Origin of the sequence: Pannonibacter anstelovis (assembly GCF_036881715.1) — a bacterium.
GTDB classification, from domain to species: Bacteria; Pseudomonadota; Alphaproteobacteria; order Rhizobiales; family Stappiaceae; genus Pannonibacter; species Pannonibacter anstelovis.
Genome location: NZ_JBAKBF010000002.1, coordinates 181,416 through 203,595 on the forward strand (window position 1 = coordinate 181,416; position 22,180 = coordinate 203,595).

General features: G+C 61.5%; 17 protein-coding genes and 2 tRNA genes. 9 read left to right on the top strand and 10 right to left on the bottom strand.

The window, feature by feature from the left end; all coding sequences use genetic code 11:
• Positions 1-762: 762 nt before the first annotated feature.
• The gene (locus tag V6L75_RS03660) at positions 763-1,017 is read right to left on the bottom strand and encodes a hypothetical protein (RefSeq protein ID WP_334250165.1); all 255 of its coding nucleotides are present in this window, start codon (positions 1,015-1,017) and stop codon (positions 763-765) included.
• 228 nt (positions 1,018-1,245) lie between these two features.
• Positions 1,246-1,488, bottom strand: a complete 243-nt coding sequence (locus V6L75_RS03665; RefSeq protein ID WP_334250166.1) for a DUF1127 domain-containing protein — start codon at positions 1,486-1,488, stop codon at positions 1,246-1,248.
• Positions 1,489-1,584: 96 nt separating this feature from the next.
• Here V6L75_RS03665 and V6L75_RS03670 point away from each other — a divergent pair, with 96 nt between their 5' ends.
• Entirely contained in the window at positions 1,585-2,463 is an 879-nt protein-coding gene (locus V6L75_RS03670; protein ID WP_334250167.1) for a LysR substrate-binding domain-containing protein, read from the top strand.
• A 69-nt stretch (positions 2,464-2,532) separates the two neighbouring features.
• Here the strand turns inward: V6L75_RS03670 and V6L75_RS03675 are convergent, their stop codons facing one another.
• Positions 2,533-3,963 carry a mannose-1-phosphate guanylyltransferase/mannose-6-phosphate isomerase gene (locus V6L75_RS03675; RefSeq protein ID WP_055455307.1) on the bottom strand — a complete coding sequence of 477 codons (1,431 nt, stop codon included), beginning with the start codon at positions 3,961-3,963 and terminating at the stop codon, positions 2,533-2,535.
• Between the two features lie 811 nt (positions 3,964-4,774).
• Between V6L75_RS03675 and V6L75_RS03680 the strand changes: the two genes are divergently transcribed.
• Complete coding sequence (locus V6L75_RS03680; RefSeq protein ID WP_334250168.1) at positions 4,775-5,542, top strand: WecB/TagA/CpsF family glycosyltransferase; 768 nt, start codon at positions 4,775-4,777, stop codon at positions 5,540-5,542.
• 89 nt (positions 5,543-5,631) lie between these two features.
• Here V6L75_RS03680 and V6L75_RS03685 read toward each other — a convergent pair whose 3' ends face one another.
• Positions 5,632-7,002: an O-antigen ligase family protein gene (locus V6L75_RS03685; protein ID WP_334250169.1), complete on the bottom strand. Its 1,371-nt coding sequence runs from the start codon at positions 7,000-7,002 to the stop codon at positions 5,632-5,634.
• Positions 7,003-7,157: 155 nt separating this feature from the next.
• On the opposite strand from V6L75_RS03685, the gene V6L75_RS03690 reads away from it, so the two are divergent.
• Positions 7,158-9,671 carry a lipopolysaccharide biosynthesis protein gene (locus V6L75_RS03690; protein ID WP_334250473.1) on the top strand — a complete coding sequence of 838 codons (2,514 nt, stop codon included), beginning with the start codon at positions 7,158-7,160 and terminating at the stop codon, positions 9,669-9,671.
• A 349-nt stretch (positions 9,672-10,020) separates the two neighbouring features.
• Here V6L75_RS03690 and V6L75_RS03695 read toward each other — a convergent pair whose 3' ends face one another.
• Positions 10,021-12,096 carry a tetratricopeptide repeat protein gene (locus tag V6L75_RS03695; protein WP_334250170.1) on the bottom strand — a complete coding sequence of 692 codons (2,076 nt, stop codon included), beginning with the start codon at positions 12,094-12,096 and terminating at the stop codon, positions 10,021-10,023.
• 479 nt (positions 12,097-12,575) lie between these two features.
• On the opposite strand from V6L75_RS03695, the gene galE reads away from it, so the two are divergent.
• A complete protein-coding gene (gene galE / locus V6L75_RS03700; protein WP_334250171.1) occupies positions 12,576-13,580 on the top strand; it encodes a UDP-glucose 4-epimerase GalE in 1,005 nt (334 codons plus the stop codon).
• Positions 13,581-13,725: 145 nt separating this feature from the next.
• Here the strand turns inward: galE and V6L75_RS03705 are convergent, their stop codons facing one another.
• The 3 genes from V6L75_RS03705 to V6L75_RS03715 form a co-directional block, all read right to left on the bottom strand.
• Complete coding sequence (locus V6L75_RS03705) at positions 13,726-14,814, bottom strand: hypothetical protein (RefSeq protein ID WP_334250172.1); 1,089 nt, start codon at positions 14,812-14,814, stop codon at positions 13,726-13,728.
• Positions 14,811-15,074, bottom strand: coding sequence for a spike base protein, RCAP_Rcc01079 family (locus V6L75_RS03710; protein WP_334250173.1), 264 nt, complete (start codon positions 15,072-15,074; stop codon positions 14,811-14,813). Before V6L75_RS03710 ends, V6L75_RS03705 begins: the two co-directional genes overlap by 4 nt.
• Before the next feature lie 287 nt (positions 15,075-15,361).
• A tRNA-Gln gene (locus V6L75_RS03715) sits at positions 15,362-15,436 on the bottom strand.
• Positions 15,437-15,749: 313 nt separating this feature from the next.
• Between V6L75_RS03715 and V6L75_RS03720 the strand changes: the two genes are divergently transcribed.
• A tRNA-Pro gene (locus V6L75_RS03720) sits at positions 15,750-15,826 on the top strand.
• Positions 15,827-16,109: 283 nt separating this feature from the next.
• Here the strand turns inward: V6L75_RS03720 and V6L75_RS03725 are convergent.
• Together V6L75_RS03725 and V6L75_RS03730 are read right to left on the bottom strand one after the other, a co-directional pair.
• Entirely contained in the window at positions 16,110-16,595 is a 486-nt protein-coding gene (locus V6L75_RS03725; protein WP_055455123.1) for a peroxiredoxin, read from the bottom strand.
• 111 nt (positions 16,596-16,706) lie between these two features.
• The gene (locus V6L75_RS03730; protein ID WP_334250174.1) at positions 16,707-17,585 is read right to left on the bottom strand and encodes a protein-disulfide reductase DsbD domain-containing protein; all 879 of its coding nucleotides are present in this window, start codon (positions 17,583-17,585) and stop codon (positions 16,707-16,709) included.
• A 205-nt stretch (positions 17,586-17,790) separates the two neighbouring features.
• Here V6L75_RS03730 and V6L75_RS03735 point away from each other — a divergent pair, with 205 nt between their 5' ends.
• The 4 genes from V6L75_RS03735 to V6L75_RS03750 all read left to right on the top strand — a co-directional run bounded on the left by V6L75_RS03735 (position 17,791) and on the right by V6L75_RS03750 (position 22,174).
• Complete coding sequence (locus V6L75_RS03735; protein WP_334250175.1) at positions 17,791-18,387, top strand: YqgE/AlgH family protein; 597 nt, start codon at positions 17,791-17,793, stop codon at positions 18,385-18,387.
• Positions 18,388-18,587: 200 nt separating this feature from the next.
• Positions 18,588-19,994, top strand: coding sequence for a threonine synthase (gene thrC / locus V6L75_RS03740; RefSeq protein WP_334250176.1), 1,407 nt, complete (start codon positions 18,588-18,590; stop codon positions 19,992-19,994).
• A gap of 227 nt (positions 19,995-20,221) precedes the next feature.
• Positions 20,222-21,508, top strand: a complete 1,287-nt coding sequence (locus tag V6L75_RS03745; protein WP_334250177.1) for a M16 family metallopeptidase — start codon at positions 20,222-20,224, stop codon at positions 21,506-21,508.
• Between the two features lie 27 nt (positions 21,509-21,535).
• On the top strand, positions 21,536-22,174 hold the full coding sequence (locus V6L75_RS03750) for a GNAT family N-acetyltransferase (protein ID WP_334250178.1): 639 nt from the start codon (positions 21,536-21,538) through the stop codon (positions 22,172-22,174).
• Positions 22,175-22,180 lie beyond the last annotated feature (6 nt).

A 22,180-nucleotide genomic window follows, 5' to 3' on the forward strand; every position in this document is an offset into this window, starting at 1 on the left:
TGATTTTCCTGCCGGCGGCTTTCTGAAGCTGGTCTGCCGCAGCCGGTGACGGCTTGAAGAGGGCTTGTGCTCCCCGTGGGGCGCGGTTCCCAGAAATTGGCGGGGGGACAGGATGATGCGGCTGCGGCTGTCTGGCCCCGGCATGCCAAGGGGCGGCTGCGGCTGCATCTGCAGCGGTGCGAGCGTGCGCACCACAGGGCCGCCTACAGATACCGGGAGGGACGCGCCGGAAACGTCAGGCGTGATGGCCGCACGGGGCGTGACTGGCTCTGCCGCTGATTGATCCGCCCACACGAGCTGCAGCTGATCCGGCAGCAGACCGCCGTGCATCCCGCCACTTCTTGTGCCGTACTCGGCGCCTGCAATCGCGGGCTTGCCTGAGAGAGGCAGCTCAGATCCTGCGTGCCCCCTTGAGGGCAGACATGCGTCATTTTCCTGCCGGCTCTGCCGGGCGCGTCTGCCCGCATGAAGGGCTGCAGCGGAAGCAACCACAAGGGAAACGGGCCACACCAAGGCGCCTGCCAGAGCAAGGAAAAGCGCGGGACGGCTTGTGCGCCCGCGGTCCGCCAGTTCCAGCATGGCGGCAGTCAGAAAGACAAAAGCAATCAGGCCATAGATGCCAATAGCAACGGCACCGGCTAGGCCGCCAACAAAGCCAAGCGCGGACATATCCCGCTCCTCATGCTGCTTGCCACCCGTAAGCAGCATGCAATCGCAATGCGGCAAAAGTCCAGACCACCACTTAAAAACAGCGTGAAAAAATCAGAAAAGAATAGAGACCGCAACGCCAGAGGCAGTCAGCACCAGGGCCATTGAGCCCCAGAACAGCAGGTTTTTGATCAGAAGGAAAGAGGTGGTCACGCCATCTCCCTCTGCACGGGCCGGGCGCCCGGCGCTTTCCCAGGCTTCATCCTGCAGATCTTCAGCCCAAGCCGCTTCTGCAGGCGCCGATTCACCGGGTAGCCTGTGCTCCGGTCTGCCGGATGTCTTGCGGGTTTCACCTGCTGCCGGTCGCATCAACTTTGAACTCCTGACTAGCCGTATGCCACCCGAGTAGGCCCGTCAATCGTTAACAACTGTTAAACATTGAAGTGGCAATTTGAAGGAAGCGCCGGTTTCCGGGGGAACTTCTGCACAAGTGAGACAAGGCAGCCGGAATGCGGGCCTCCAGTCAGCTTCCATGCCGTGCCGGAGCAGTAAAGGCAGCCTGAGGCTGCGGAAGTGCCGGTCAGAGCGGCGCCGGATTCAGGCCCGCCAGAAGGGCTTGGACACTTCCAGAAGAACGGCGGACCGCTTCAGGCCAGCATCAGCAAGAACGCTGTCGGGCTGCGGCAGCAGCTCCTCCCGCAGCATGCGCCGGTAGGTGATCCGGTCCTGCCAGATGCCAAGCCACAGACCGGCAATGCGGCGCAGGCTGTGTTCACAGGCGCGGGCGCGGTCCTGCATACCGATGGACTGGTTTGGGAAAAGATGAATGACGCTGGGCATGGTCCTGCTCTCCGTTCCTTTTCCTTGATGATAGCGAGGTGACATGCGCCAAAAAATTGAATAATTCTCGGGCTAATGTAACCAGAAGGAACAAAGATGCGCCGTCTTCCTCCGCTGACAGCCCTGCCGGCCTTTGAGGCGGCTGCGCGCCTCGGCTCCGTCACGGCTGCCGCCGGAGAGCTCGGACGCACCCACAGTGCCATAAGCAAGCAGATCGCCCATTTGTCGGAAGATCTCGGCGGCAGCCTGTTTGAGAAGGCCGGCACGGGACTGAGGCTGACGCCGCGTGGTGAACGGCTGCGGGTCGCGGTTACGGCCATTCTGGACCAGCTGGACGGGGTGTCGCGGGGTCTCAGGGGCGAGGTTGACGGGAACCATATCACCCTGCTGCTCAGCGCCACCCTGGCCACACGCTGGCTGACGCCGCGATTGCCACGCCTCTACCGGACCCATCCGGAAATCGAGATCCGCCTGCTGATGGCGGGGCCCGGCCGGGTTCCGGATCACGAATTTGATCTGATGCTGAGCTATGACCGCCTTCGCAGTCCCGAAGTTGAGCCCGGTGTCACCCCGATCGGGGACACCTCCTACGGGCCGGTCTGTTCACCGGACTATCCTTTCATGGGGCAGGACGGCAGATGGACGGCGCCGGTAAGCCTGACACACGGGCAGGCGGCCGGAAGCTGGCAGGAATGGGCGCGCCGCGCCGGCGTCACGTTCAAGGCAGCGCAAGACCTGGAGCATCCCCATCATATGCTGGCAATTGAGGCCGCGGCCGCCGGGCTGGGGGTGGCCCTTTCGGAGCGCCGGCTGGTCGAGCGTGATCTTGCGACGGGCAGGCTTGTGGCGCCACTGGGCTTTGTGGCGGTTCCCGGCGGGTTCCACGCCAGGATAACGGCCAGGACCGCTGCCCGCAAAGCCGTGCGGAGTTTGCTCGGCTGGCTTGCGGAGGAGCTGGAACGGGATCTCCCGTGACGGCGCCGGTGCAATGGGAGCCCCGGCGCGCGCACCTGGACAGCGCCATCACGCGTCCAGGGGAGTGACCTAGCCCTTGGCGCCTTGCCCGCGAGAGTAGATGTCGTCGTAGCGCGTGATGTCGTCTTCGCCCAGATAGGCTCCGGTCTGCACCTCGATCAGCACCATCGGCACCTTGCCGGGGTTTTCCAGCCGGTGGATGGCGCCGAGCGGGATATAGACGGACTGGTTCTCGGTAAGCAGCTGCACCTCCTCATTCACCGTCACCCGTGCGGTGCCCGACACCACGATCCAGTGTTCGGAGCGGTGCACGTGGCTCTGCAGCGACAGGGCTGCACCCGGGTGCACGACGATGCGCTTGACCTGGAACCGGTCGGCAAGCGCCAGCGTTTCGAACCAGCCCCACGGCCGGTGATCGCGCGGGAAGGTCTCGGCCTGGCGCGCGCCTTTTGTCTTCAGCGCCTCGACGGCGAGCTTCACGTCCTGGGCGCGGGACTTGGCGGCCACCAGCACCGCGTCATTCATGGCCACGGCGATCACATCCTTGAGGCCGATTCCGACGATTTGCAGCCCGTCGCTGTCGGAGCGCAGCAGCGTGCCGTCGCAGTCGATGGCGATGGCCTCGCCGCCGAGGCTGTTGCCGCGGCTGTCCGGGCCCATTTCCTTGGCCACCATGTCCCAGCCGCCGAGATCCGACCAGCCGGCGCCAAAGGGCACGGCCGTGAGATTGGAGGCGCGTTCCATCACCGCATAGTCGATGGAAATCGACGGCGCGCGGGCAAAGGCCGCCGGGTCCAGGCGCAGGAAGCCGAGATCGGACTTTGCATCGTCAACCGCGCGGGTGACGGGCTCCATCAGATCGGGCGCCAGTGCATTGAAGGCTTCGAGAATGGTGGAGACCTTGAACAGGAAGATGCCGGCGTTCCACAGATAGGACCCGGCGGCGAGCATCGCTTCGGCCTTCTCGCGGTCCGGCTTTTCGACAAAACGCTTCAGTGCCACCGGCTCGCCCTCGGCGGCGGCGGCGGAAAGCTCCAGCCAGCCATAGCCGGTCTCCGCATGGGTGGGCCGGATGCCGAAGGTGACGATCTGCCCGGCCTCTGCGGCAGGCACACCGGCGGCCACGGCGGCGCGGAAGGCAGCCGGGTTGGGCACCACATGGTCGGAAGGGGCGACCAGCATCAAGCCGTCCGGATCGGACCGGGCAACATAGAGCGCGGCGGCGAGCACGGCCGGGGCCGTGTTGCGTGCCTCCGGCTCGATCAGGATCGCGCCCGGATCAATGCCCGCAGAGGCGAGCTGTTCGGTGACGATAAAGCGGTAATCCGACCCCGTAATGACGACAGGCGCGGCGAAGCCCTCCGCCGAAAGCCGCCTCGCCGAGCCCTGGAACAGGCTTTCCCCGCCGATCAGCGGCGCAAACTGCTTCGGATAGCTCTTGCGCGACAAGGGCCAGAGCCGGGTGCCCGAACCGCCGACGAGGAGAAGGGGAGTGATCATGAAAGCCTCACACTGCAAACCGCGTACAGTCTCTAAAGGAGAAGATGTGTCCCGTAAATCAGCTGCTTCGCGGGACGCCGCCATGGGGAACGACCATGGGCTTTAAAACTCGCAGGCGGGGCAACGTCCTTCCCGCTCGAAGCAGCATGCCAGGGCGGCGGGCTGTCAGTTACCATGGCGTGCAGAAAATGAATTCGTGCTGCCATCATATTTGGAAAGTAAATTGAATTCCTGATATGTTTAGCGCGGATAAGTTTGGTAGTGGCCCGACAGGCGGTTTATACAAGGCTTCAATGAGCTAGGCTCACCGGGAGCTGGTCAAGCCGAGGCGGCGCCTGAGCAATGTCAAGGCAGATGCGTCAGTGTCGAATGCACTGGCATCTAAACTGTTGTGCCTGCCATGCAGCGGCGGCAGGGAAGGGGTATACGGCAGATTTCTGCCTGCGGACATGGGGTGTGACGGGGAATTATTGCACGGCCCCTTGCCTCCCCGGTTCCGGGTGCTCCCACGCCGGACTTCGCTGCGGTGCAGGCCCTTCCGGGCAGAGCCGGTCTGAAGGAAGGGCATTGCTTGAACCGGAACTGGCGGGAACCGGCAGTGACGGCGGTGTGCCCGGATCGCGATTGGTACAGGAATTTTGGATCTGGCAGCAGGTGCTGCCCTATTTGAGGCGGGACTGCGGCGGCCGGGACAGGCGGCAAGGTCTGGCCAAAGGAATTTATGAACGGGGCCTTTCCGGACACCTCTGCAGACGAGGCGTCCGCATCCGGCCCGAAGTGCGTTGTTTTAAGTGTTGATGGATGAGATTGCATGAGCTGGAGCCTTGAGACTGTCCGCATTGGCGGCTTCGATACCGTGACCGCAGACCGCACCGAGCTGGCCGAATGGATGGCGGCAGTGTGTGCGGAAGCCCGGGAGGGGCGCCGGGCAGGACCGCCTGCGCTGCTCTTTTCGTCCAATGGGCAGGGAATTGCCCTTTCGGGAAAAAACGCGGCCTTTGACGAGGCCATGGCTGCAGCGGATGTGATCCATGCCGACGGCATGCCGGTGGTCTTTGCCTCGCGGCTGCTGACGCGCACGCCCATCCGTGAGCGCTCAGCCACGACGGATCTGTTCCATGATGTGGCTAAGGTGGCGCTGCGGGATGGCCTGAGGTTTTATGTGCTGGGGTCCACGGAGAAGCAGAACGCGGATGCAGTCGCCGCGATGCAAAGGCTTTATCCCGGTCTGCAGATCGCCGGCCGCCGCCACGGCTACTTTTCCGATGAAGAGGACGAGGAGATCTGCCGGGAGATCGTCGCTGCCGGAACGGATGTGCTGTGGGTCGCGCTCGGCAAGCCGAAGCAGGAGATCTGGAGCCTGCGCAACCGCAGCAGGCTGACCGGCGTCGGTTGCATCAAGACCTGCGGCGGGCTCTATGCTTTCCTCACGGGGGATGCCCCCCGTGCCCCCGGCTGGATGCAGAACCTCGGCCTTGAATGGTTCTACCGCTTCGCCCAGGAGCCCCGCCGCCTCTTCGCCCGCTACTTCATCACCAACGCCCAGAGCGCCTGGCGTCTGATGACGAAGACGGGGTGAGGCGACTGCATCACACTTTGAAAAAAACTGCCGGTAATGGCATTATCTGCTATTTCCGACAGCTGAATATTTGCAGTGTCTTTCCTTTGCTACCTAGCAGGAACCACAGTGTCTTGCATGCGCCTGTTTCGCTCAAGAACTATATGCTTGCGCTTTTTAAGAGTCGCGGCCTTCGTGACTAGCGCTATGTAAACGAAAAGTATCACGGTGTGATACACGTCTACGATAAATTCATTCAGCATCAAAAGCATTAGATAGCATGTATATGCTGCGCAAAGTAGCGCATGAAATCTCGACTCTTGACGTGTTATTGAGCCTCTTAGAAGGCTTATGTGCGACATGAGGGTAGATATTAGAACCGTTATCATTAAAGTGGCGGCGATTATGCCGTGCTTGAACATGAGTCCGAGCGGTGTACTGTGTGAGCCGAGTGGGTAATCAAGTTCAGGAACATCGATTTGAGTTCCGTAGCCTATGAACGGGCGCTCAAGGAACCAGTTCCAAGTGAGGGAATAGATTTGCCCTCGTGCCTCTGCGCTGCCCCGCCGCCTTTCGAAAAACAGATCAGAGAGCGATGATGTGATTTCATCGAAGTACGCAGCGGCAAAGACCAGAAAAGTAAGTGATGCAGCGGCAAGCAGAAGAATGTCGAAAGGCGCACGCTTTGTCTTGAATGTGGCCATATAGATGCTTTGAACAATGGGCATGATGAGGAGCATGATCATTGCAAGGCGCGCTTGTGCAAAGAAAACGATAAAAAGTGCGGCCAAAAAAGTCAGCCCTTTTGACCAGGCAGATCGACGAAACGCCATTGCAAAGGGGAGTAAGAGCACAACAAGGCAAGCCAAATGAATGGGAGATCCAAAGATCGAGCTTACCCGATCGGTGAAACCAAGAAAATACAGCTGCTCCCCTAGGCTCTTCATTAGGAAGCGCTTCCCCATCATCGTATCAGTAATAGACGATGGTGATACAAGGTATGCAATGGAAGGGAACTCAAAAGATGGAAACGCAACATATAAAATTGACGTAAGAACGAAAAACCAGAAGGCAAGCGAAAAGTATTTCGCATAATCACGCAAGTTTCCGGTTTCGCTGCATGCGTAAAAGTGGCATAGAAAGAACAAGGCTGTCGCCCAGATCATAAAGTCGCGTGTAAAAGTAATTACTCGAATGTTTTCTTGAATTCTGAAGGCTGAAAATACCGCAAGAAAAAGAAAAGCCAGAATGAGCTTCCCGTTAAAGGGAATTTCTGCAGGGAAGGTCTTGGAGATAGATGACCTGCAGATGATGATATAGATCAAAAGGATAAGTGGTGGGAAAAGCTGTTCGGCACCTAGTGGCCAACAGACGAGGATCGCCAGCCACAATGCCAATAGGCGCTTTGAAGCCAAGGTGGAATTATTCCGTGCTGGTCCTATGTTGGCAGGTTCGGCTGCCGTAAGTGTCATTTCAACCATTTGTTCAAAGGCCTTGGCTGGGTGCGCAAGTTCGCATTGCGCTGCAGCATCATTCTTAATAAAGATTGGAAATCATTCATAACGTTTGATTGTATCATATCATGAATTTTCTTTTTCGTGCCATCCAGTTCGGGTTCATGCACATTTGGCCCGCAATGGTCCTGTTTTTTTCCGCAGTGGTTCTGACACCTCATGATGTTGGCACCATAGCGCTGCTCATGTCTGTCGCGACACTCTTCCGGCCTTTGATTGGCCTTTCTCTCGGGCGCACAGCCATCCGTTACAGCGGTGAGGGATTTGCCGAGGGCGGGCGTGCCCGGATGGAACAGATCCTCAACCTCGCGGCCAAGCTAGGACTTATCCTATCTCTGCTTGGAGTGGCTGGAGCGGTGGCCGCTGTTGCGGGCATGAACCGTGTCTATGAGCTCGACGCCTCCTCCCGCACGCTGTTGATGGGGGTCATCTTTATCTATTTTTACGGCATCACGGAATTCTTTGATGGCATTCTGAGAGCGAGCGGTGAGTTCAAGGCTTTGGCGGTGAGCATCCTGCTAAGCCGGATGATCGGGATTGGGTTGTTTCTTTGCGTGCTGCCTTTTGTCCCGGACATTGACGTGATGCTGGGCTTCATGGCCTTCGCCGAGGCGGCCGGAGTTGCCTTGCTCGCACGCAAGATCATTCGCATGCTGAAAGCTCCTGCCATTCCTCATCTGCCGTTTGTTTCTGCGGAAGCTTGGCAGCTTATCCGTTATTCACTTCCGGTCATCATAAATGCCTTGTCGGTCTATTTTTATGCCCGTGCCATGGTGATGATTGCTGGCCTATATGACAGCACCATCAACATAGGCGGCTTTGAGATGGCCGTTCAGGCGACAAATCTTCCGATGGCCGTAACCATCGTATGCTCTACCGTTCTCTCTCCTGCCGTCGCCCGGCTGGTCGCAAGTGGTGGGGATGGGCATAAAAGAGCTGAGGATGTTGTCTCCTATGGAGCTGCCTTTTCCGTCTGGGTGAATGGTCTGGCGACGGTTTACTTCCTTCTGGTTGGTCCTTTTGTTTTTCTCTGGTTGTTCCCGGACCAGCCTCTCGCGGCGGTCATTCTTGCAATTCTAGCCCCTCTCATTGCAGCCAAAGCCTATGCACAGATCCTGTCAGGTGAGATTTCGATTGCAGCAGGTGCGGCGGGCACAGCTGCCCAGATCACCCTCGTATTTGGGGTTCTCACCGTTGCCGCTGGCGCCTTAATGTCTGCTTGGATGGGCGTCCAGGGGGCTGCCGTTGCCATGCTGGTGACGCATACGGGGGCAGTGGTTGCCAGTGTTGTCATCCTTCAGCGGAAAACACGGCTGTTCTTGAGGTATCGCAGCAAGGCTACGCTGCTGACTGCGCTGATTGTTGCCGCTCCGACGGCTGCTGTGACGCTGCCGTTACGTGATCAGCCTGCAACGGCAGCGCTTCTTGGCACTGCCGTGTTTCTGCTTACCGCTCTGCTGGTGCTTGTGGCTGCGTTCAAATACAAGCTGTCTATGGCTGAACCGCTCCGGGATGGCCTTCGAATGCTGAAGAGTAAAGACGCTGGCAAGGCCATCGAATACGACGATCTGAAAGCCGTGCATCCGGATATGGGGCAGGATCCGGCGTCCTTCCGGCGGGCGCTGGTTGACCTGGCGGCACGGCGGTCGCCTGCGGGTGTTGCCTTCTGGCTTGAGGGCAAGGGAGAGGCCGGCGCCATTCCGCTGCAGGATCATGCGGATATCGTCTACACCTTTGCCATGCTGGACATGGCAGACCAGATTCCTGCGGATGCGGCAGAAAAATATGCCGCCCATCTTGCGGACCTGCGTTTGTTTGCGCGTGCGGAAGGCAAGCTGCCCGCCAGCGGCAAGCCGGTGAATGCGCATCTGACGGCCTATCTTCTGGCCGCCGTCCGGCTTCTCGAGCAGCATGGCAAGCTGGTTCCGCCTCCGGCGCTTTACACCGGCTGGCAACTGGATCAGTTGATCGACAAGCGCAAGGTGCCGCTGTGGCCCTGGCCATGGACGCATCATATCTGGCGCGTCAGCCACTGGATCGGGGGCATTCCGTCCATTCTGCTGCATCTGGCGCATTCGGGGCATGTCAGCTGGGCGACGGAGGATCTCGTTCAGGAGGTCCTGTCTGCGTCAGAGAAGCACATCATTGATGCCCGTACGGGTCTTCTAAGGCCTTACCGGGTGCAATTGATTCAGAACATCTTCCGGGCCCTTTACAGGCTGCGGCATGATCCTGACCTCGGCGATCTCGGCGGTGTCGTCCATATCCTGTGGGTTTATCATGCTCTCGGCCGCCCCTATGCCGGTGCGGATGCGCTGCGGCTGGCTGCCGAGCGGGAGCTGGCACGCAACAAACCATTCATGGAAGATGTACCCTATTGCCTCGACTTCGATGTGATCCAGCTGGAGCGGACCGTCGTCGATGAGGCTCCGGCCGGGGTGAAGGCCCGCGCAGCGGAGTTCATTGATGACACGGTGGCCTTCTTCTGCGAGCCGGTGGCCAGTACCTACAGCCTGCACAAGATTCCCGGCGCTCTTGCCTCCATTCATGAATGCGCCTGGCTGACAGGTGAAACCCGTGTGCGGGGCATTGATGTGCCGCGTATCGACATCATCAAGCGGGCCTATTGGCTGTGATTGGTAATCTTCTCTAATGTGACGGCGCGCGGGCTTATGCCAACTCTCGATGAGCTTGACTCATTGAGAGTTGGTCAAGCACCTGCTGCGTCTGAGCAATTTCAAGGCGTGAGGCGTTAGCATCCCGGCGCCCTGGTACGAAAGGCAGCGCCGCCCGCCTGTCGCGGTTCTTGTCTGTAGTATTTTACGGAAGCTAAGGATGAGGGGACGCCTTAGCTGCGGTCTTCGGACGTTTTTCTCACGTGCGCTTTGCCGCAGTTGTGTTTGCTTCAGGGCTATGCATCACGCTGCTTGGGAACAGAGCGGACCCAGGCCCCGATGAGACATGCTCACCGGGGCCTTGTGTCAGTCAGGCGCCAGCCGCGAGGCGGACGGCGATGAGCCGGGCGGCGTCACCGGTCAGCGGCCCACGGCGGCAGCGCTCGCCGGAAGGGCCAGCGTCACACAGCGCGCTTATGGCGCGGATGGTGTCCCGGGTGAGCAGGCCATTGAGTGGTCCCTTGTACAGCCCGCGCGCCTGCATCTCGTCCTGCACAAGGTAGACATAGGCATTGGCGTTGGACCAGCGCAAGGTGGTGAGCAGGTTGAGGCGCGTCTGCCGAGGGGCCTCTCTGAAAGCCTCGGCCAGAGCGGAAAAATCGGCGCGGGAACTGGCGGAAACACCGCGGATCATCAACTCCTCACGTGCCACGAAGTCCGGCCTGAGCAGGGCTTGATGAGTGGCCAGCGCAGCCCGCGCTTTGGCCGGATCTGCCTTCAGCTGTTTGCCAGCTCCGCTGCGGTAAAGGCTGACGAGACGTCTTGCTGCCTCTGCGTTGCCTGATGCCGCTGCAGCCTCCAGCTTGGCCAGTGCACCAGCGGGATCGGCTTTTGTCCCCTTGCCGCGCAGCATCCATTCGGCGTCCAGCACCTGAGCGGACGGGATGTTCCGCGCCTCCGCTTCCTTCAGATAGGCCGCAGCCTTCGCCTGGCTCGACTGAGTGCCGAACTGGCCCTCCATATGCCCCCGGGCAAGGTCAAGAAGCGCACCGTTGCTGCCTTCCGCCGCTGCACGCTCCAGATAGGTGATTGCCTTGGCCGGGTTCTGCCCGGCCAGCGGCCCGGTCCGGTAGGCATTGCCAAGGCGCCGCATGGCTGTGGCATTGCCCTGTGCTGCGGCCTCTTCAAGAAGCCGGAGCCCTCCGGCCTTATCGGCCGGGACGAGTTCGCCGCGCAGCAGAACATCGGCCAGAGTAAGCATCGCGGACGTGTTCCCAGCTCCGGCCAGTTCACGCAGCAGGTTGACGCCCTTCTCCGTGTCCTGTGGCTCGCCTTGGCCCCAAAGCGCGGCCTCTGCCAGCCTTAATGCTGCGGTGGATGCGCCCGCCGCCTGTGCTGCCTCAAAAGCAGCCACCGCCTTCGCGGCATCGGCCGGCACGCCAATGCCGTCACGGTAAATCTCGCCAAGGCGGACATAGCTGGAGGCGTTTCCGGTCTCTGCAGCCTGGGTCAGATAGTCAACGGCTTTTGTGCCATCAACGGGCACTGTGCCACCCCGGGTGTAGAGATCGCCCAGGCTGTGAAGCGCCCAGCGGTCACCGGTTTCGGCGAGTTCGGCCAGCAGGGCAAGGCCCTCTTCAGGGTTGGCTTCAACGCCCTCACCTTTGATGAGGGCGAGGGCATAGGCGCGCTTGCCGGTCGCATTGCCGTTGTCTGCGGCAGCCTTGAAGAAGCTGGCAGCCTTGGCCTGATCCTTGTCCACGCCAATGCCGTCCCGGTGAATCTCACCAAGCCGGATATAGCTGGAGGTATTTCCCGCTTCTGCGGCGCGGGTCAGATAGTCAACCGCTTTTGAGCCGTCCATCGGAACCAGGCCGCCGCGTGAATAGAGGTCACCCAGATTGTGAAGTGCCCCCCGATCGCCGGTCTCGGCCACTTCGGCCAGCAGGGTAAGGCCCTCTTCCGGGTTCGCTTCCACGCCCTCACCTTTGACGAGGGCGAGTGCATAGGCGCGCTTGCCGCCGGCATGGCCGTTGTCTGCGGCAGCCTTGAAGAAACCGGCCGCCCTGGCCTGATCCTTATCAACGCCAATGCCATCCCGGTAGATTTCCCCGAGGCGCGTATAGCTATAGGCACTTCCGGCTTCTGCTGCACGGGTCAGATAGTCTACGGCTCTGGCTCCATCCACCGGCACCGGGCCGCCGCGCGCGTAAAGGTCGCCAAGGGTCAGGAGGGCGCCCCTATCGCCCGCCGCGGCTGCCTCTTCCAGGTGCTGCAATGCGGTCTGCAAAGCGGCTTCGTCCTTGCCCTTCTGCACGATCTCGCGCAGTTCCTTTATGCTGGGTGTCTCCGTGGCTGTTTGCGCGTAACTGTCAAAGGTTCCCGTCAGGGATATGGCTGCGGGCAGCAAGAGGCATGCGGCAACCGCCTTGCCGAAACGGGGCACGGCGGTGCGGTTCCCAAAAAAGCTTTTCTTTCCAAGGTTTAAGAAGTGTGCTGGCATGACAATTTGCCTCCGGAGTACAGGTCAAAATCAAGATGGAAAATGATCACAATCATTAAAATTTTAGGCGGTCATGTCAACCTCTTAGGCGTTCCTTGCGTAAATTATGGAATTATTTGAATTCTTTTGAAGATATATTCTTCTTTATGCTCAAATTCATCTTATGTCCGTGTCGGAAGAGAAGTGGAGCAAAGCTTATTGTCTTCTTGTTTTTGAAAATTAACTTCTCATTTCAAGATTCGCGCGGCGGTTGAGCATTTTTTAAGGTGTCGTGCGTCAGCTTCCGGGCTTCTTGATACCAAACGGTTTCTTGCCCGTCTTGACCGGACGCTGCAGGCATAAGAGCCTGCCAAGCTGCCGTGTTTGCGGTGGCGGGGCTTTTCCGCCGGTGCGGTCTTCGGTTCGAAGGAAAGACATTTGCCATGACGACACTCATCACCGGCGGCGCCGGCTATATCGGCAGCCACATGGCTCATTGCCTGGTGCGGGCGGGGGAGAAGGTTGTGGTGCTCGACAATCTCACCACCGGCTTTGGTTGGGCGCTGCCGGCCGAAGCGCAGCTGGTTGTGGGGGATGTGGCCGATGCCGGACTGGTGGGCCGCCTGCTGGCGGATCAGGCGATAGAGGCGGTGATCCATTTCGCCGGATCGGTCATCGTGCCGGAATCGGTCTCTGATCCGCTTAAATATTACCGCAACAACACCTCCGCCTCGCGCAGCCTGATCGAGGCCTGTGTCACGGCGGGGGTGGACAAGTTCATCTTTTCCTCCACGGCCGCCGTCTATGGCGATCCGCTCAGCGTGCCAGTCCCGGAGGACGCGCCGCTGGTGCCGCTGTCGCCCTACGGTATGTCCAAGCTGATGACGGAACTGATGCTGAAGGATGTCAGCGCCGCGCATGACTTCCGCTACACGGCGCTGCGCTATTTCAATGTGGCAGGGGCTGATCCGCAGGGCGCGACGGGGCAGAGCACGCCGCAGGCGACGCATCTCATCAAGGTGGCCTGCGAGACGGCGCTTGGCCAGAGGCCGCAGATGAGCCTGTTCGGCAGTGATTATGACACGGTGGATGGCACGGCGGTGCGTGACTATATCCATGTGAGCGACTTGGTTGAGGCGCACCGGCTGGCGCTTTTGCGCCTGCGCGATGGCGGGGCCAGCGCGGTGATGAACTGCGGCTATGGCGAGGGCTATTCCGTGCGTCAGGTCATTGAAACGGTGAAGGCCGTTTCGGGCATTGATTTCAAGGTGGAGGAAGCCCCGCGCCGGGCGGGCGATTCGCCGAAGGTGGTGGCAGACAGCGCCCGCGCCCGGCAGGAACTGGGCTGGCAGCCGAAATACAATGATCTTGAGCTGATCGTCCGCCATGCTTTCGCCTGGGAGGAGAAGCTGAAGGCCCGCCGTGTCAATTCGCTACAGGAGGGGTGACCGGAGGCTCCGGAACGCATCAGGCCTTCCGGTGCTGCTGCATCATTCCTTGAAATTGCTCACGCACTTTGCGGCTTGACCTGCGCCCGGTAAGGCAGGCTCACCGGGCGCTTGTGTAAATGGGCCGCCGCCGCAGCATACCAGATCACCGCCTGCCCACAGCCGTGATCAGAGGCGCTGCGCCAAACGGGCTTTCCGGCACGGACAGCCCGGCCGGGCCTGCGGCTGTGGCGGCGCTTGTGTCCAGCGTCAGCGTTGCACCGGTTCCGGCAGTCAGCGTCACACTGCGGGTGCCTTGCGGCAGATGCAGGGTGAGCGCGTCCGCCGGCCGCGAAACAGGGCTGCCGCGCGTCGGCACCGGGGCGGCTAGCCCCCGCGCGGCCAGGTTCGCAGCGGGCGAAAGCTCCAGATGCGCGCCGGCGATCCGCAAGGTCAGGTCAAAAGCGCCGGAAAGGGTCAGTTCCAGCCCGAATCTGAGGCGCGACGTCCCGCTGTTCTGGACCGTCCAGTTCTTGCTGAAGTGCGCAAGCTCCAGCGCCATGGCGGCGGGCGGGACGACGGTTTCGATCTGCTTTGTGAGATAGACATTGCCCGCGGCCAGTTCTGTCAGGCGCAAGCGGCAGGTGACGTTGCCGAGGCTGCCGGCCGCAAGCACCAGGTTCACGTTGCTGAGAACTGCCGCGCTGCTGCCCGCTGTGATGCCTAGGTGCTGGTCTTCGGCATTGGAAAAGAAAAGCTGCAGGTCCGTGGCGGTGGAATTGCCCCAGAAGCGGACATCCACGTAAGGAAGGCTGCCAAAGCTGCCTTTGGCGGTGATCCGGGCCCGGATGGCGGAGCCATCCACCCGGGATTGCCCCCAGCTGCCGGGCAGTCCGTTCAATGTATCGGTGGTGGAAAGGCTTGCCCCGGTCCCGGTGGTGTCCGCAATGGCATTGCTGACCACCGGAGAGAGAAACAGGCCAAGGTCCGTGCGGGCAGGCACATGGGCGGCAAAACCCTGATAGCTGCCGGCACTGTCAGGGGCCAGGGCTTCGCCGCCGCGCGTCAGGCTGAAGGCGGCGGCCGGGGTGATGCTGCGCCCGCCAGCCATATAGCGGTGCTTTCGAAAATCGGCGGCATAAAGCGCCCCGCGCGGCCACCAGCCGCTGCCCTGCTGCGGGGCGGCAAGGCCAAGGCCCAGCATCGGCGCCAGGCAAAGGCTGGGTGCCGCGAGAGAGGGGGCGGCGGGGCTCACAGCAGGCCGACCAGGCCGGAGGCGGTGGTGCCGGTGGCCTTCACGGCCGTGGCGCGCAGCGGCAACAGGCTGCCATCGGGCACATTGGTGAAGGTGATCGCCGCGCCGCTGCGCAAGGTCAGGGCGAGCGAGCCGCCGGTGCCGACATAGAGTGCGCGCACCACTTCACTCAATGCGGCGCTGTCACTTGGGGTGATGGAAAAACCGTGGCTTGCGGGGGCGGTCAGGCCGGCGCCGTGGCTGTCAAAGCGGTCCGTCATCGCATCTGTCTCCTTCTGCCAAGGCTGCCGATGCTGGCGCATCACGCCTCGACCTTGCTGCAGGCTGCGCCTGCTGGGAGACCAGAATAGGTGCGCCGCACGAGGCGGGGATAAACAGCTGGCAGCGTGACGCTGGCACGCCGCAGAGCGCAGACAGGCTGGCCATCTGGGCCGCCCAGGACAGGGGGTGATACTGGCCGGAACGGCGCCACAAGAATTTGCGATGATTTTCAGGTGTTTGCAGGCGCCGTTTTCCGGCGGGCTTCGGCAAAACTAGCGAAAACGGATGGCTGGGGCGGGAGGATTCGAACCTCCGAATGTCGGTACCAAAAACCGATGCCTTACCACTTGGCGACGCCCCAGAATGAGGAACAGGCGGTGTCTCGCCGTGCCTCAGGCGCGCTGTATGCCTCAAGCCCGGCGCGGGCGCAAGTCTTCCGGTAAAACACCTGCCACACATCCACATGATGCGTCAGACCGGATTCTGTGACACGGTGCAGACCGGACAAGGACTTATCCACTGCGCCGGGGTGCTTTGTGGAGCACTGGCAAACTTTCTTTGCCGATGTGCGAGAGGGGGCTTGCGGGGCAAAAAAAGCGGTGCTAATACCCGCCACATCGACGGGGCAGCGCCCCGGCGGTTCCCGGCCCGGGTTTCCCGGTGCTCGACTGGATCGGAGTGTAGCGCAGCCTGGTAGCGCACCTCGTTCGGGACGAGGGGGTCGAGTGTTCGAATCACTCCACTCCGACCATCCAGTTTTTCTTCCGAAAATCAGACAGATAACCGCCCAAGGGCGGAGTCGTATACTCGTTTACGGGCGCAGGTTTGCGCCGCCATTCAGGATAACTGCGCTTTGAGCCGGATGGCACCGCACGCCTCACGGGTCCGGGCGCAAGGCCGGGACGGCGCGGAGTTCGCCTGCACGTTCAGCCTGCCTCACTTCCGGATCCCGGATACCAAGCACCTGCAAAGCAAAAGGCCGGAGACATGCGCCCCCGGCCTTGCATATTTTGTCTCAGGCGGGCCTGAAAGGATCAGAGCGCTTCCAGCATGGCGGCGGCGCCGGAAACGGTTGCCTGGCCGGGGGCGTCTTCCACGTTGAGTGCGGTAACAACGCCGTCCTTGGCGATGAGGGCGAAACGCTTGGAACGGATACCCATGCCGAAACCGGAGGCGTCCAGCTCAAGGCCCAGTTCCTTCACATAGGAGGCGCTGCCATCGGCGAGGAAGAGGATCTTGTCACCGGCGCTGGTGGCCTTCTTCCAGGCGTCCATGACGAACATGTCATTGACAGAAACCACGGCAATGGTGTCCACGCCCTTGGCCTTGAAGGCATCGAAATGCTCGACGAAACCCGGCAGGTGATTCATGTGGCAGGTCGGGGTGAAGGCGCCCGGCACACCGAACAGGACAACGGTCTTGCCGTTGAAGATGTCGCTGGCCTTCATCTCCACCGGGCCGTCGCCGCCGATGACCTTGAATACGCCGTCCGGCAGACGGTCGCCAATCTTGATGCTCATCCGGATCTCTCCACGTCCAAATAAAGTCGCTTGAGGCACGCCGCAGCTCGGAAGTGCAAAAGCGGGCCGCCCTTCGACATAGGATCATATGCTGGCGCCGTCGAGCCTTTTTCAGCGTTCGGCAGGATCGTTTGTCCGCCGGATGCTGCGGCTTCTGCTGTCAATCTCATAGGTTGCCTCGGCAGCTCCCGCGTCCGTCACGAGCACGAGGCGCAGGGGCAGGGCCTCTTCCGGCCCGCTCAATCCCTTCAGGGAGAGGCTCCAGCGGGCGGTGCTGCCGTTGCGCTCGCCCGGTTTGGGCAAGCCATTGGCGGAATCTGCCCCGCCTTCGGCGAAGAGATCTGCCGTAACAGCGTCTCCTACATCGGCGGTGATATCGAGTTTCAGCGCGGTCTTGCCTTCCCGGAAACTGAAGCCGGTCAAGCGCGGGCCTTCAGTCTCTTGCATCGGAACGGGCAGTGCAGCCCGCGCCGTGTTGATGAGCCGGGCGGCAATGCGGTCCGGCTGCGGGTCGGAAGCCAGATCCAGCGAGAACAGCGCTTCCGCGGGCACACAGATTTTATTGCAGACTCCAAAGAAGGCCTTGGCCTGCAGCTTGAGTGGCTTTTCCGCCGCTTCAGGCATCAGCCGCAGGGGCATGAGCACGCCGCTCGTGTAGACAATCGACTGGCTGAAACCGTCGTCATAGCGTTCAGGGGCAGGGAAGGAGAGGGTACCATGCGCCAGGTTCGCGCTTCCCTCATAGCTCAGTTCCAGCGGAATGCCCGTCTCGCCCGGATAACGCCAATAGGTGTGCCACTCAGGGTCCAGGGCGATTTCAAGGCCTGCCTCATAGCTGCCATCCGGGGCCTTGCCAGCCACCACCAGCCGGACGGCACCTCCCTCCACCATCTGCCACTCGGTAATGAGGGCACTCGCGGGGGCCGTTCCTGCCAGCAGCAGGACAGAGCAGGGCACTGCAAGGCGCTGTGCTGCAAAGCGAAGGAACATTGCGGTCTGATTTTGGGGCTGACGTGAAGACATAGTCCAGGTGATAGCGCAAAGCCTGCCCCGCGTCCTCCCCTTCAGTGGTTGCAGGGCGCTCATAACTCTGTGAACGCAGCAAAAATTGCCGGTGCCGAGAGCGTCAAGCAAGTTAACAAATCACTTCGCAGCAGGTAATCTCGACAGGGGTGCAATGCAAAAGGGAGGCTGCATGACACAAGGTTCGGACACAGGCTGGCTCGACGGGCAGTTTCTGATTGCCATGCCGAACATGCCTGACAGCCGGTTTGCCCACACTGTCATCTATCTCTGTGCTCACTCTTCTGAAGGGGCGATGGGGCTGATCATCAATCAGCCATCCACGAGCCTCTCCGTTGCCGATCTCCTGGTGCAGCTCAACATCGTGCCGGAAGGCCAGTCGATCCGCCTGCCCAATGCCTTGCGCGGTATGAGCGTCTATCGCGGCGGTCCGGTAGAGACCGAGCGCGGTTTTGTGTTGCATTCCGATGATTTTCAGCTGGAAAGCTCCACCTTGCCCATACAGGACGGAATCTGCCTGACGGCAACGATGGACATTCTGAAGGCGCTGGCCGAAGGGCGTGGACCGGCGCAGGCGATGCTGGCGCTGGGCTACGCCGGCTGGGCGCCCGGGCAGCTGGAGCAGGAGATCCAGTCCAACGGCTGGCTGACCGGCCCCGCCGATCCGTCGATTCTATTTGATGCCGAAATCGCCACCAAATGGCAGCGGGCAATGTGGCAGATCGGCGTTGATCCTTCCATGCTCTCCGGCGATGCCGGTCATGCCTGACGCCCTGCCGTGCGCCTGCCAGCCATGCTGAGCAGGGCGGGCAGGTGTTCTCAAATGCAGTTTGCGCGCCTTGGCAAACTGTCTTATGGGTCATGGTCCCGGGACGCCCGTCCCGCCGAAGATCAAACGCCTGTTGACTGCGCCCGCCGCAAATTGGCCGGGGCGCAGGACTGTAGCCAGACATAAAGGGATCCGGCGCGGTGAGATATGTCAGTACGCGTGGTGACGCACCTGTTCTCGATTTCGCAGATGTTCTTCTTCAGGGCCTTGCCCGTGACGGCGGGCTTTACCTGCCCGAGACCTGGCCGCAGTTTGACGCCAAAACCATCGCAGGCTTTGCCGGCAAGTCCTATCAGGATGTCGCCTTCGAGGTGATCCGCCCCTTCACCGGCGGCACCATCAAGGACGCTGATCTCAAGCGCATGATCGATGAGGCCTATGCCACGTTCCGCCATCCGGCTGTGACGCCGCTGGTACAGATCGCACCGAACCGTTTCGTGCTGGAGCTGTTCCACGGCCCGACGCTGGCCTTCAAGGACGTGGCCATGCAGCTGCTGGGCCGGCTGATGGACCATGTGCTGGCGGAGCGCAACCAGCGCGCCACCATCGTTGGCGCCACGTCCGGCGACACGGGCGGGGCGGCCATCGAGGCCTTCCGCGGCCGCGAGCGCACGGACGTGTTCATCCTCTTCCCGGAAGGGCGCGTGTCCGACGTGCAGCGCCGCCAGATGACGACGCCCACGGAAGCCAATGTTCATGCACTGGCGGTGGAAGGCAATTTCGATGATTGCCAGGCCATCGTGAAGGGCATGTTCAACCACTTCGATTTCCGTGATCGGGTGGGCCTGTCGGGCGTGAACTCGATCAACTGGGCGCGCATTCTGGCGCAGATCGTCTATTACTTCGTGGCTGGCGTTGCCGTTGGCGCGCCGCACCGCCCGGTGTCCTTCACCGTGCCGACCGGCAATTTCGGCGATATTTTTGCAGGCTACGCTGCCATGCGCATGGGCATGCCGGTGGACAAGCTGGTGATTGCCACCAACCGCAACGACATTCTGGTGCGCACGCTGGAAACGGGCCGTTATGAGATGCGCGGCGTCTCGGCGACCATTTCCCCGTCCATGGACATCCAGATCTCGTCCAACTTCGAGCGCCTTCTGGCGGAAATGCATGGCCGCGACGGGGCCAGCGTGAAGGCCATGATGGGCAGCCTCTCCCAGTCCGGCAGCTTCACCATTGGTGATGTCCCGCTCGCAGAGATGCGCAAGCTCTTTGCAGCAGGCCGCTGCGGCGAGGATCAGACCGCTGCCACGATCGCCCGTACGCATGCGGAAACCGGCTACCTTCTTGATCCGCATACCGCCATCGGCGTGCATGTGGCGGAGGAGCTGGGAGACAGTGAAGCGCCGATGATTGTGCTGGGGACGGCCCATCCGGCCAAGTTCCCCGCTGCCGTCAAGGCCGCCAGCGGTGTCTACCCGGCGCTGCCCGAACAGCTGGAGCCGATGATGACCGCGACGGAGCGCCAGAGCGTGCTGCCGGCGGATCTGGGCGCCATCGAGCGCCATGTCGAGGAAAACGCGCGCGCCGTGAAAGGCACGGCCTGAAACTGATGCGGAAAGGGGCGCAGAATGCTTGCGCCCCTTTCTGCTTGAGCTGCCATCTGGCCGTGCCCTAGGGTATGTGTCACAAGAATGACAAGGGCTGGCAAAGGCCCGCAAGCCGTGAAACAGTATTGCCGCAGCCGGAGCGCCGGAATGCCTGAGGGCAGGAGGGCTGAAACGAGGGCAGGTGCGCCGCGCCGCCCGCTCCTCTGTGAGCCCGGGAGGACCGCATGGAAGTAAGGACGACCCGGTTGGCGAATGGGCTGACCGTCATCACGGACCGGATGCCGAGCCTGAAGACTGCGGCGCTCGGGGTGTGGGTGAGGACCGGGTCACGGGCGGAGGCGCCAGAGCAGAATGGGATAACCCATCTGCTGGAGCACATGGCCTTCAAGGGCACCGCCACCCGCAGCGCCCGCCAGATTGCCGAGGAAATCGAGGCCGTTGGCGGTGAGCTGAATGCCTCTACCAGCGTCGAACACACCAATTACTATGCCCGGGTGCTGGCCGAAGACGTGCCGCTGGCCGCAAATCTTCTGGCCGATATCCTCAAGAACTCCGTCTTTGATGCGGAAGAACTGGCCCGCGAGCAGCACGTGATCCTGCAGGAGATCGGTGCCTCACTCGATAGCCCGGACGATCAGGCCTTCGATCTGTTCCAGTCCACGGCTTGGCCAGACCAGCCGCTGGGCCGCCCGATCCTCGGCACGCCCGAAACCTTGATGAGCTTCGACCGGGATTCGCTGACCCAGTATCTGGCGAACCGCTACCGCGGGCCGGACATGGTTCTCTCGGCGGCCGGTGCCGTCGATCATGACGAACTTGTCCGCATTGCAGAGGACCAGTTCTCCAGCTTCAGCAGCGAGCAGGCGGCGCCTGTTGGCGATGCCAGCTATGCCGGTGGTGAGGGCCGTCTGGACAAGGATCTGATGGAGGCGCAGATCCTCCTTGGCTTCAAGGGCAAGTCCTACGCCTCCCCGGATTACTATGCCTCGCAGATCCTGGCCTCGGTGCTGGGCGGCGGCATGTCCTCGCGCCTCTTCCAGGAAGTGCGGGAAACGCGCGGCCTCTGCTATGCGATTTATTCGTTCCACTGGGCCTTCAACGACACGGGCCTTTTCGGCCTGCATGCCGCAACAGGCGAAGAAAACCTCGAAGAGCTGATGCCGGTGATTCTGGGCGAGCTGGAGCGCGCAGGCAGCGACATTTCCGAGGAGGAGGTGGCCCGCGCCCGTGCGCAGATCCGCGCCGGCCTGATGATGGCACTGGAAAGCCCGGCCGCCCGCGCCGGTCAGATCGCCCGGCAGATGCTGATCCATGGCCGCACATTGGGCCTTGAGGAAGTGTCAGAGCGCATCAATGCGGTGACGGCCGAGAGCGTGCGCCGTGTGGCGTCGGACATCTTCACCTCCAGCCTGCCGACGCTGACGGGCCTTGGCCCCATCGGCAAGATGATGACACTGGACGAGGTGCAGCAGCGCCTCAGCGGCCCTGTGCCGCGGCGTGCCTTCGCCTGAACGGCCCTGGGATAAGGAGGGCGTCAGGTGGCCTTGCTTCTGTCCTTCGGAACGTCGGAGACAGAGCCCACATTACGGGGGCAAGGCTTCTATTTGCGCCCGCCGCTGATGGCGGATTTCCCGCAGTGGTCGGTGCTGCGGGAGGAAAGCCGCAGCTTTCTCAGCCCCTGGGAGCCGCTCTGGCCGGTGGATGATCTGACCAAGCCTGCCTTCCGCCGCCGTCTTCGCCGGTATGCCAATGACCGTAAGGAAGGGCGCAGCTATCCCTTCTTCCTCTTTTCACAGGATGGAACGCTGCTCGGCGGGGCAACCTTGTCCAACATCCGGCGCGGCGTCGCCCAATGCTGCTCGCTCGGCTACTGGATGGGTGCACGGCACGCTGGAAAAGGTCACATGTCCCGCGCGGTCGCCTTGATCGCGCCATTCTGTTTCGATGTGTTGCGCCTGCACCGGATCGAGGCGGCCTGCCTTCCCAGCAACGGGCCGTCGATCCAGCTTTTACGCAAGAACGGGTTTACACGCGAAGGTTATGCGCGCCGCTACCTCAACATCAACGGTCAGTGGCAAGACCACCTCCTGTTCGCGCGCCTTGCAGATGATCCGGTGCCGGCCGTTACGGCTGCCTCTCCACAATGGACCAGTGGCGCTTCGAAAGAAATCTTGTGACATGGC

Coding starts and splice junctions, on each gene's coding strand:
- V6L75_RS03660 (WP_334250165.1), bottom strand. CDS start 1,017: ATGCGACCGGCAGCAGGTGAAACCCGCAAGACATCCGGCAGACCGGAG.
- V6L75_RS03665 (WP_334250166.1), bottom strand. CDS start 1,488: ATGCCCAGCGTCATTCATCTTTTCCCAAACCAGTCCATCGGTATGCAG.
- V6L75_RS03670 (WP_334250167.1), top strand. CDS start 1,585: ATGCGCCGTCTTCCTCCGCTGACAGCCCTGCCGGCCTTTGAGGCGGCT.
- V6L75_RS03675 (WP_055455307.1), bottom strand. CDS start 3,963: ATGATCACTCCCCTTCTCCTCGTCGGCGGTTCGGGCACCCGGCTCTGG.
- V6L75_RS03680 (WP_334250168.1), top strand. CDS start 4,775: ATGAGCTGGAGCCTTGAGACTGTCCGCATTGGCGGCTTCGATACCGTG.
- V6L75_RS03685 (WP_334250169.1), bottom strand. CDS start 7,002: ATGGTTGAAATGACACTTACGGCAGCCGAACCTGCCAACATAGGACCA.
- V6L75_RS03690 (WP_334250473.1), top strand. CDS start 7,158: ATGGTCCTGTTTTTTTCCGCAGTGGTTCTGACACCTCATGATGTTGGC.
- galE (WP_334250171.1), top strand. CDS start 12,576: ATGACGACACTCATCACCGGCGGCGCCGGCTATATCGGCAGCCACATG.
- V6L75_RS03710 (WP_334250173.1), bottom strand. CDS start 15,074: ATGACGGACCGCTTTGACAGCCACGGCGCCGGCCTGACCGCCCCCGCA.
- V6L75_RS03725 (WP_055455123.1), bottom strand. CDS start 16,595: ATGAGCATCAAGATTGGCGACCGTCTGCCGGACGGCGTATTCAAGGTC.
- V6L75_RS03730 (WP_334250174.1), bottom strand. CDS start 17,585: ATGTTCCTTCGCTTTGCAGCACAGCGCCTTGCAGTGCCCTGCTCTGTC.
- V6L75_RS03735 (WP_334250175.1), top strand. CDS start 17,791: ATGACACAAGGTTCGGACACAGGCTGGCTCGACGGGCAGTTTCTGATT.
- V6L75_RS03745 (WP_334250177.1), top strand. CDS start 20,222: ATGGAAGTAAGGACGACCCGGTTGGCGAATGGGCTGACCGTCATCACG.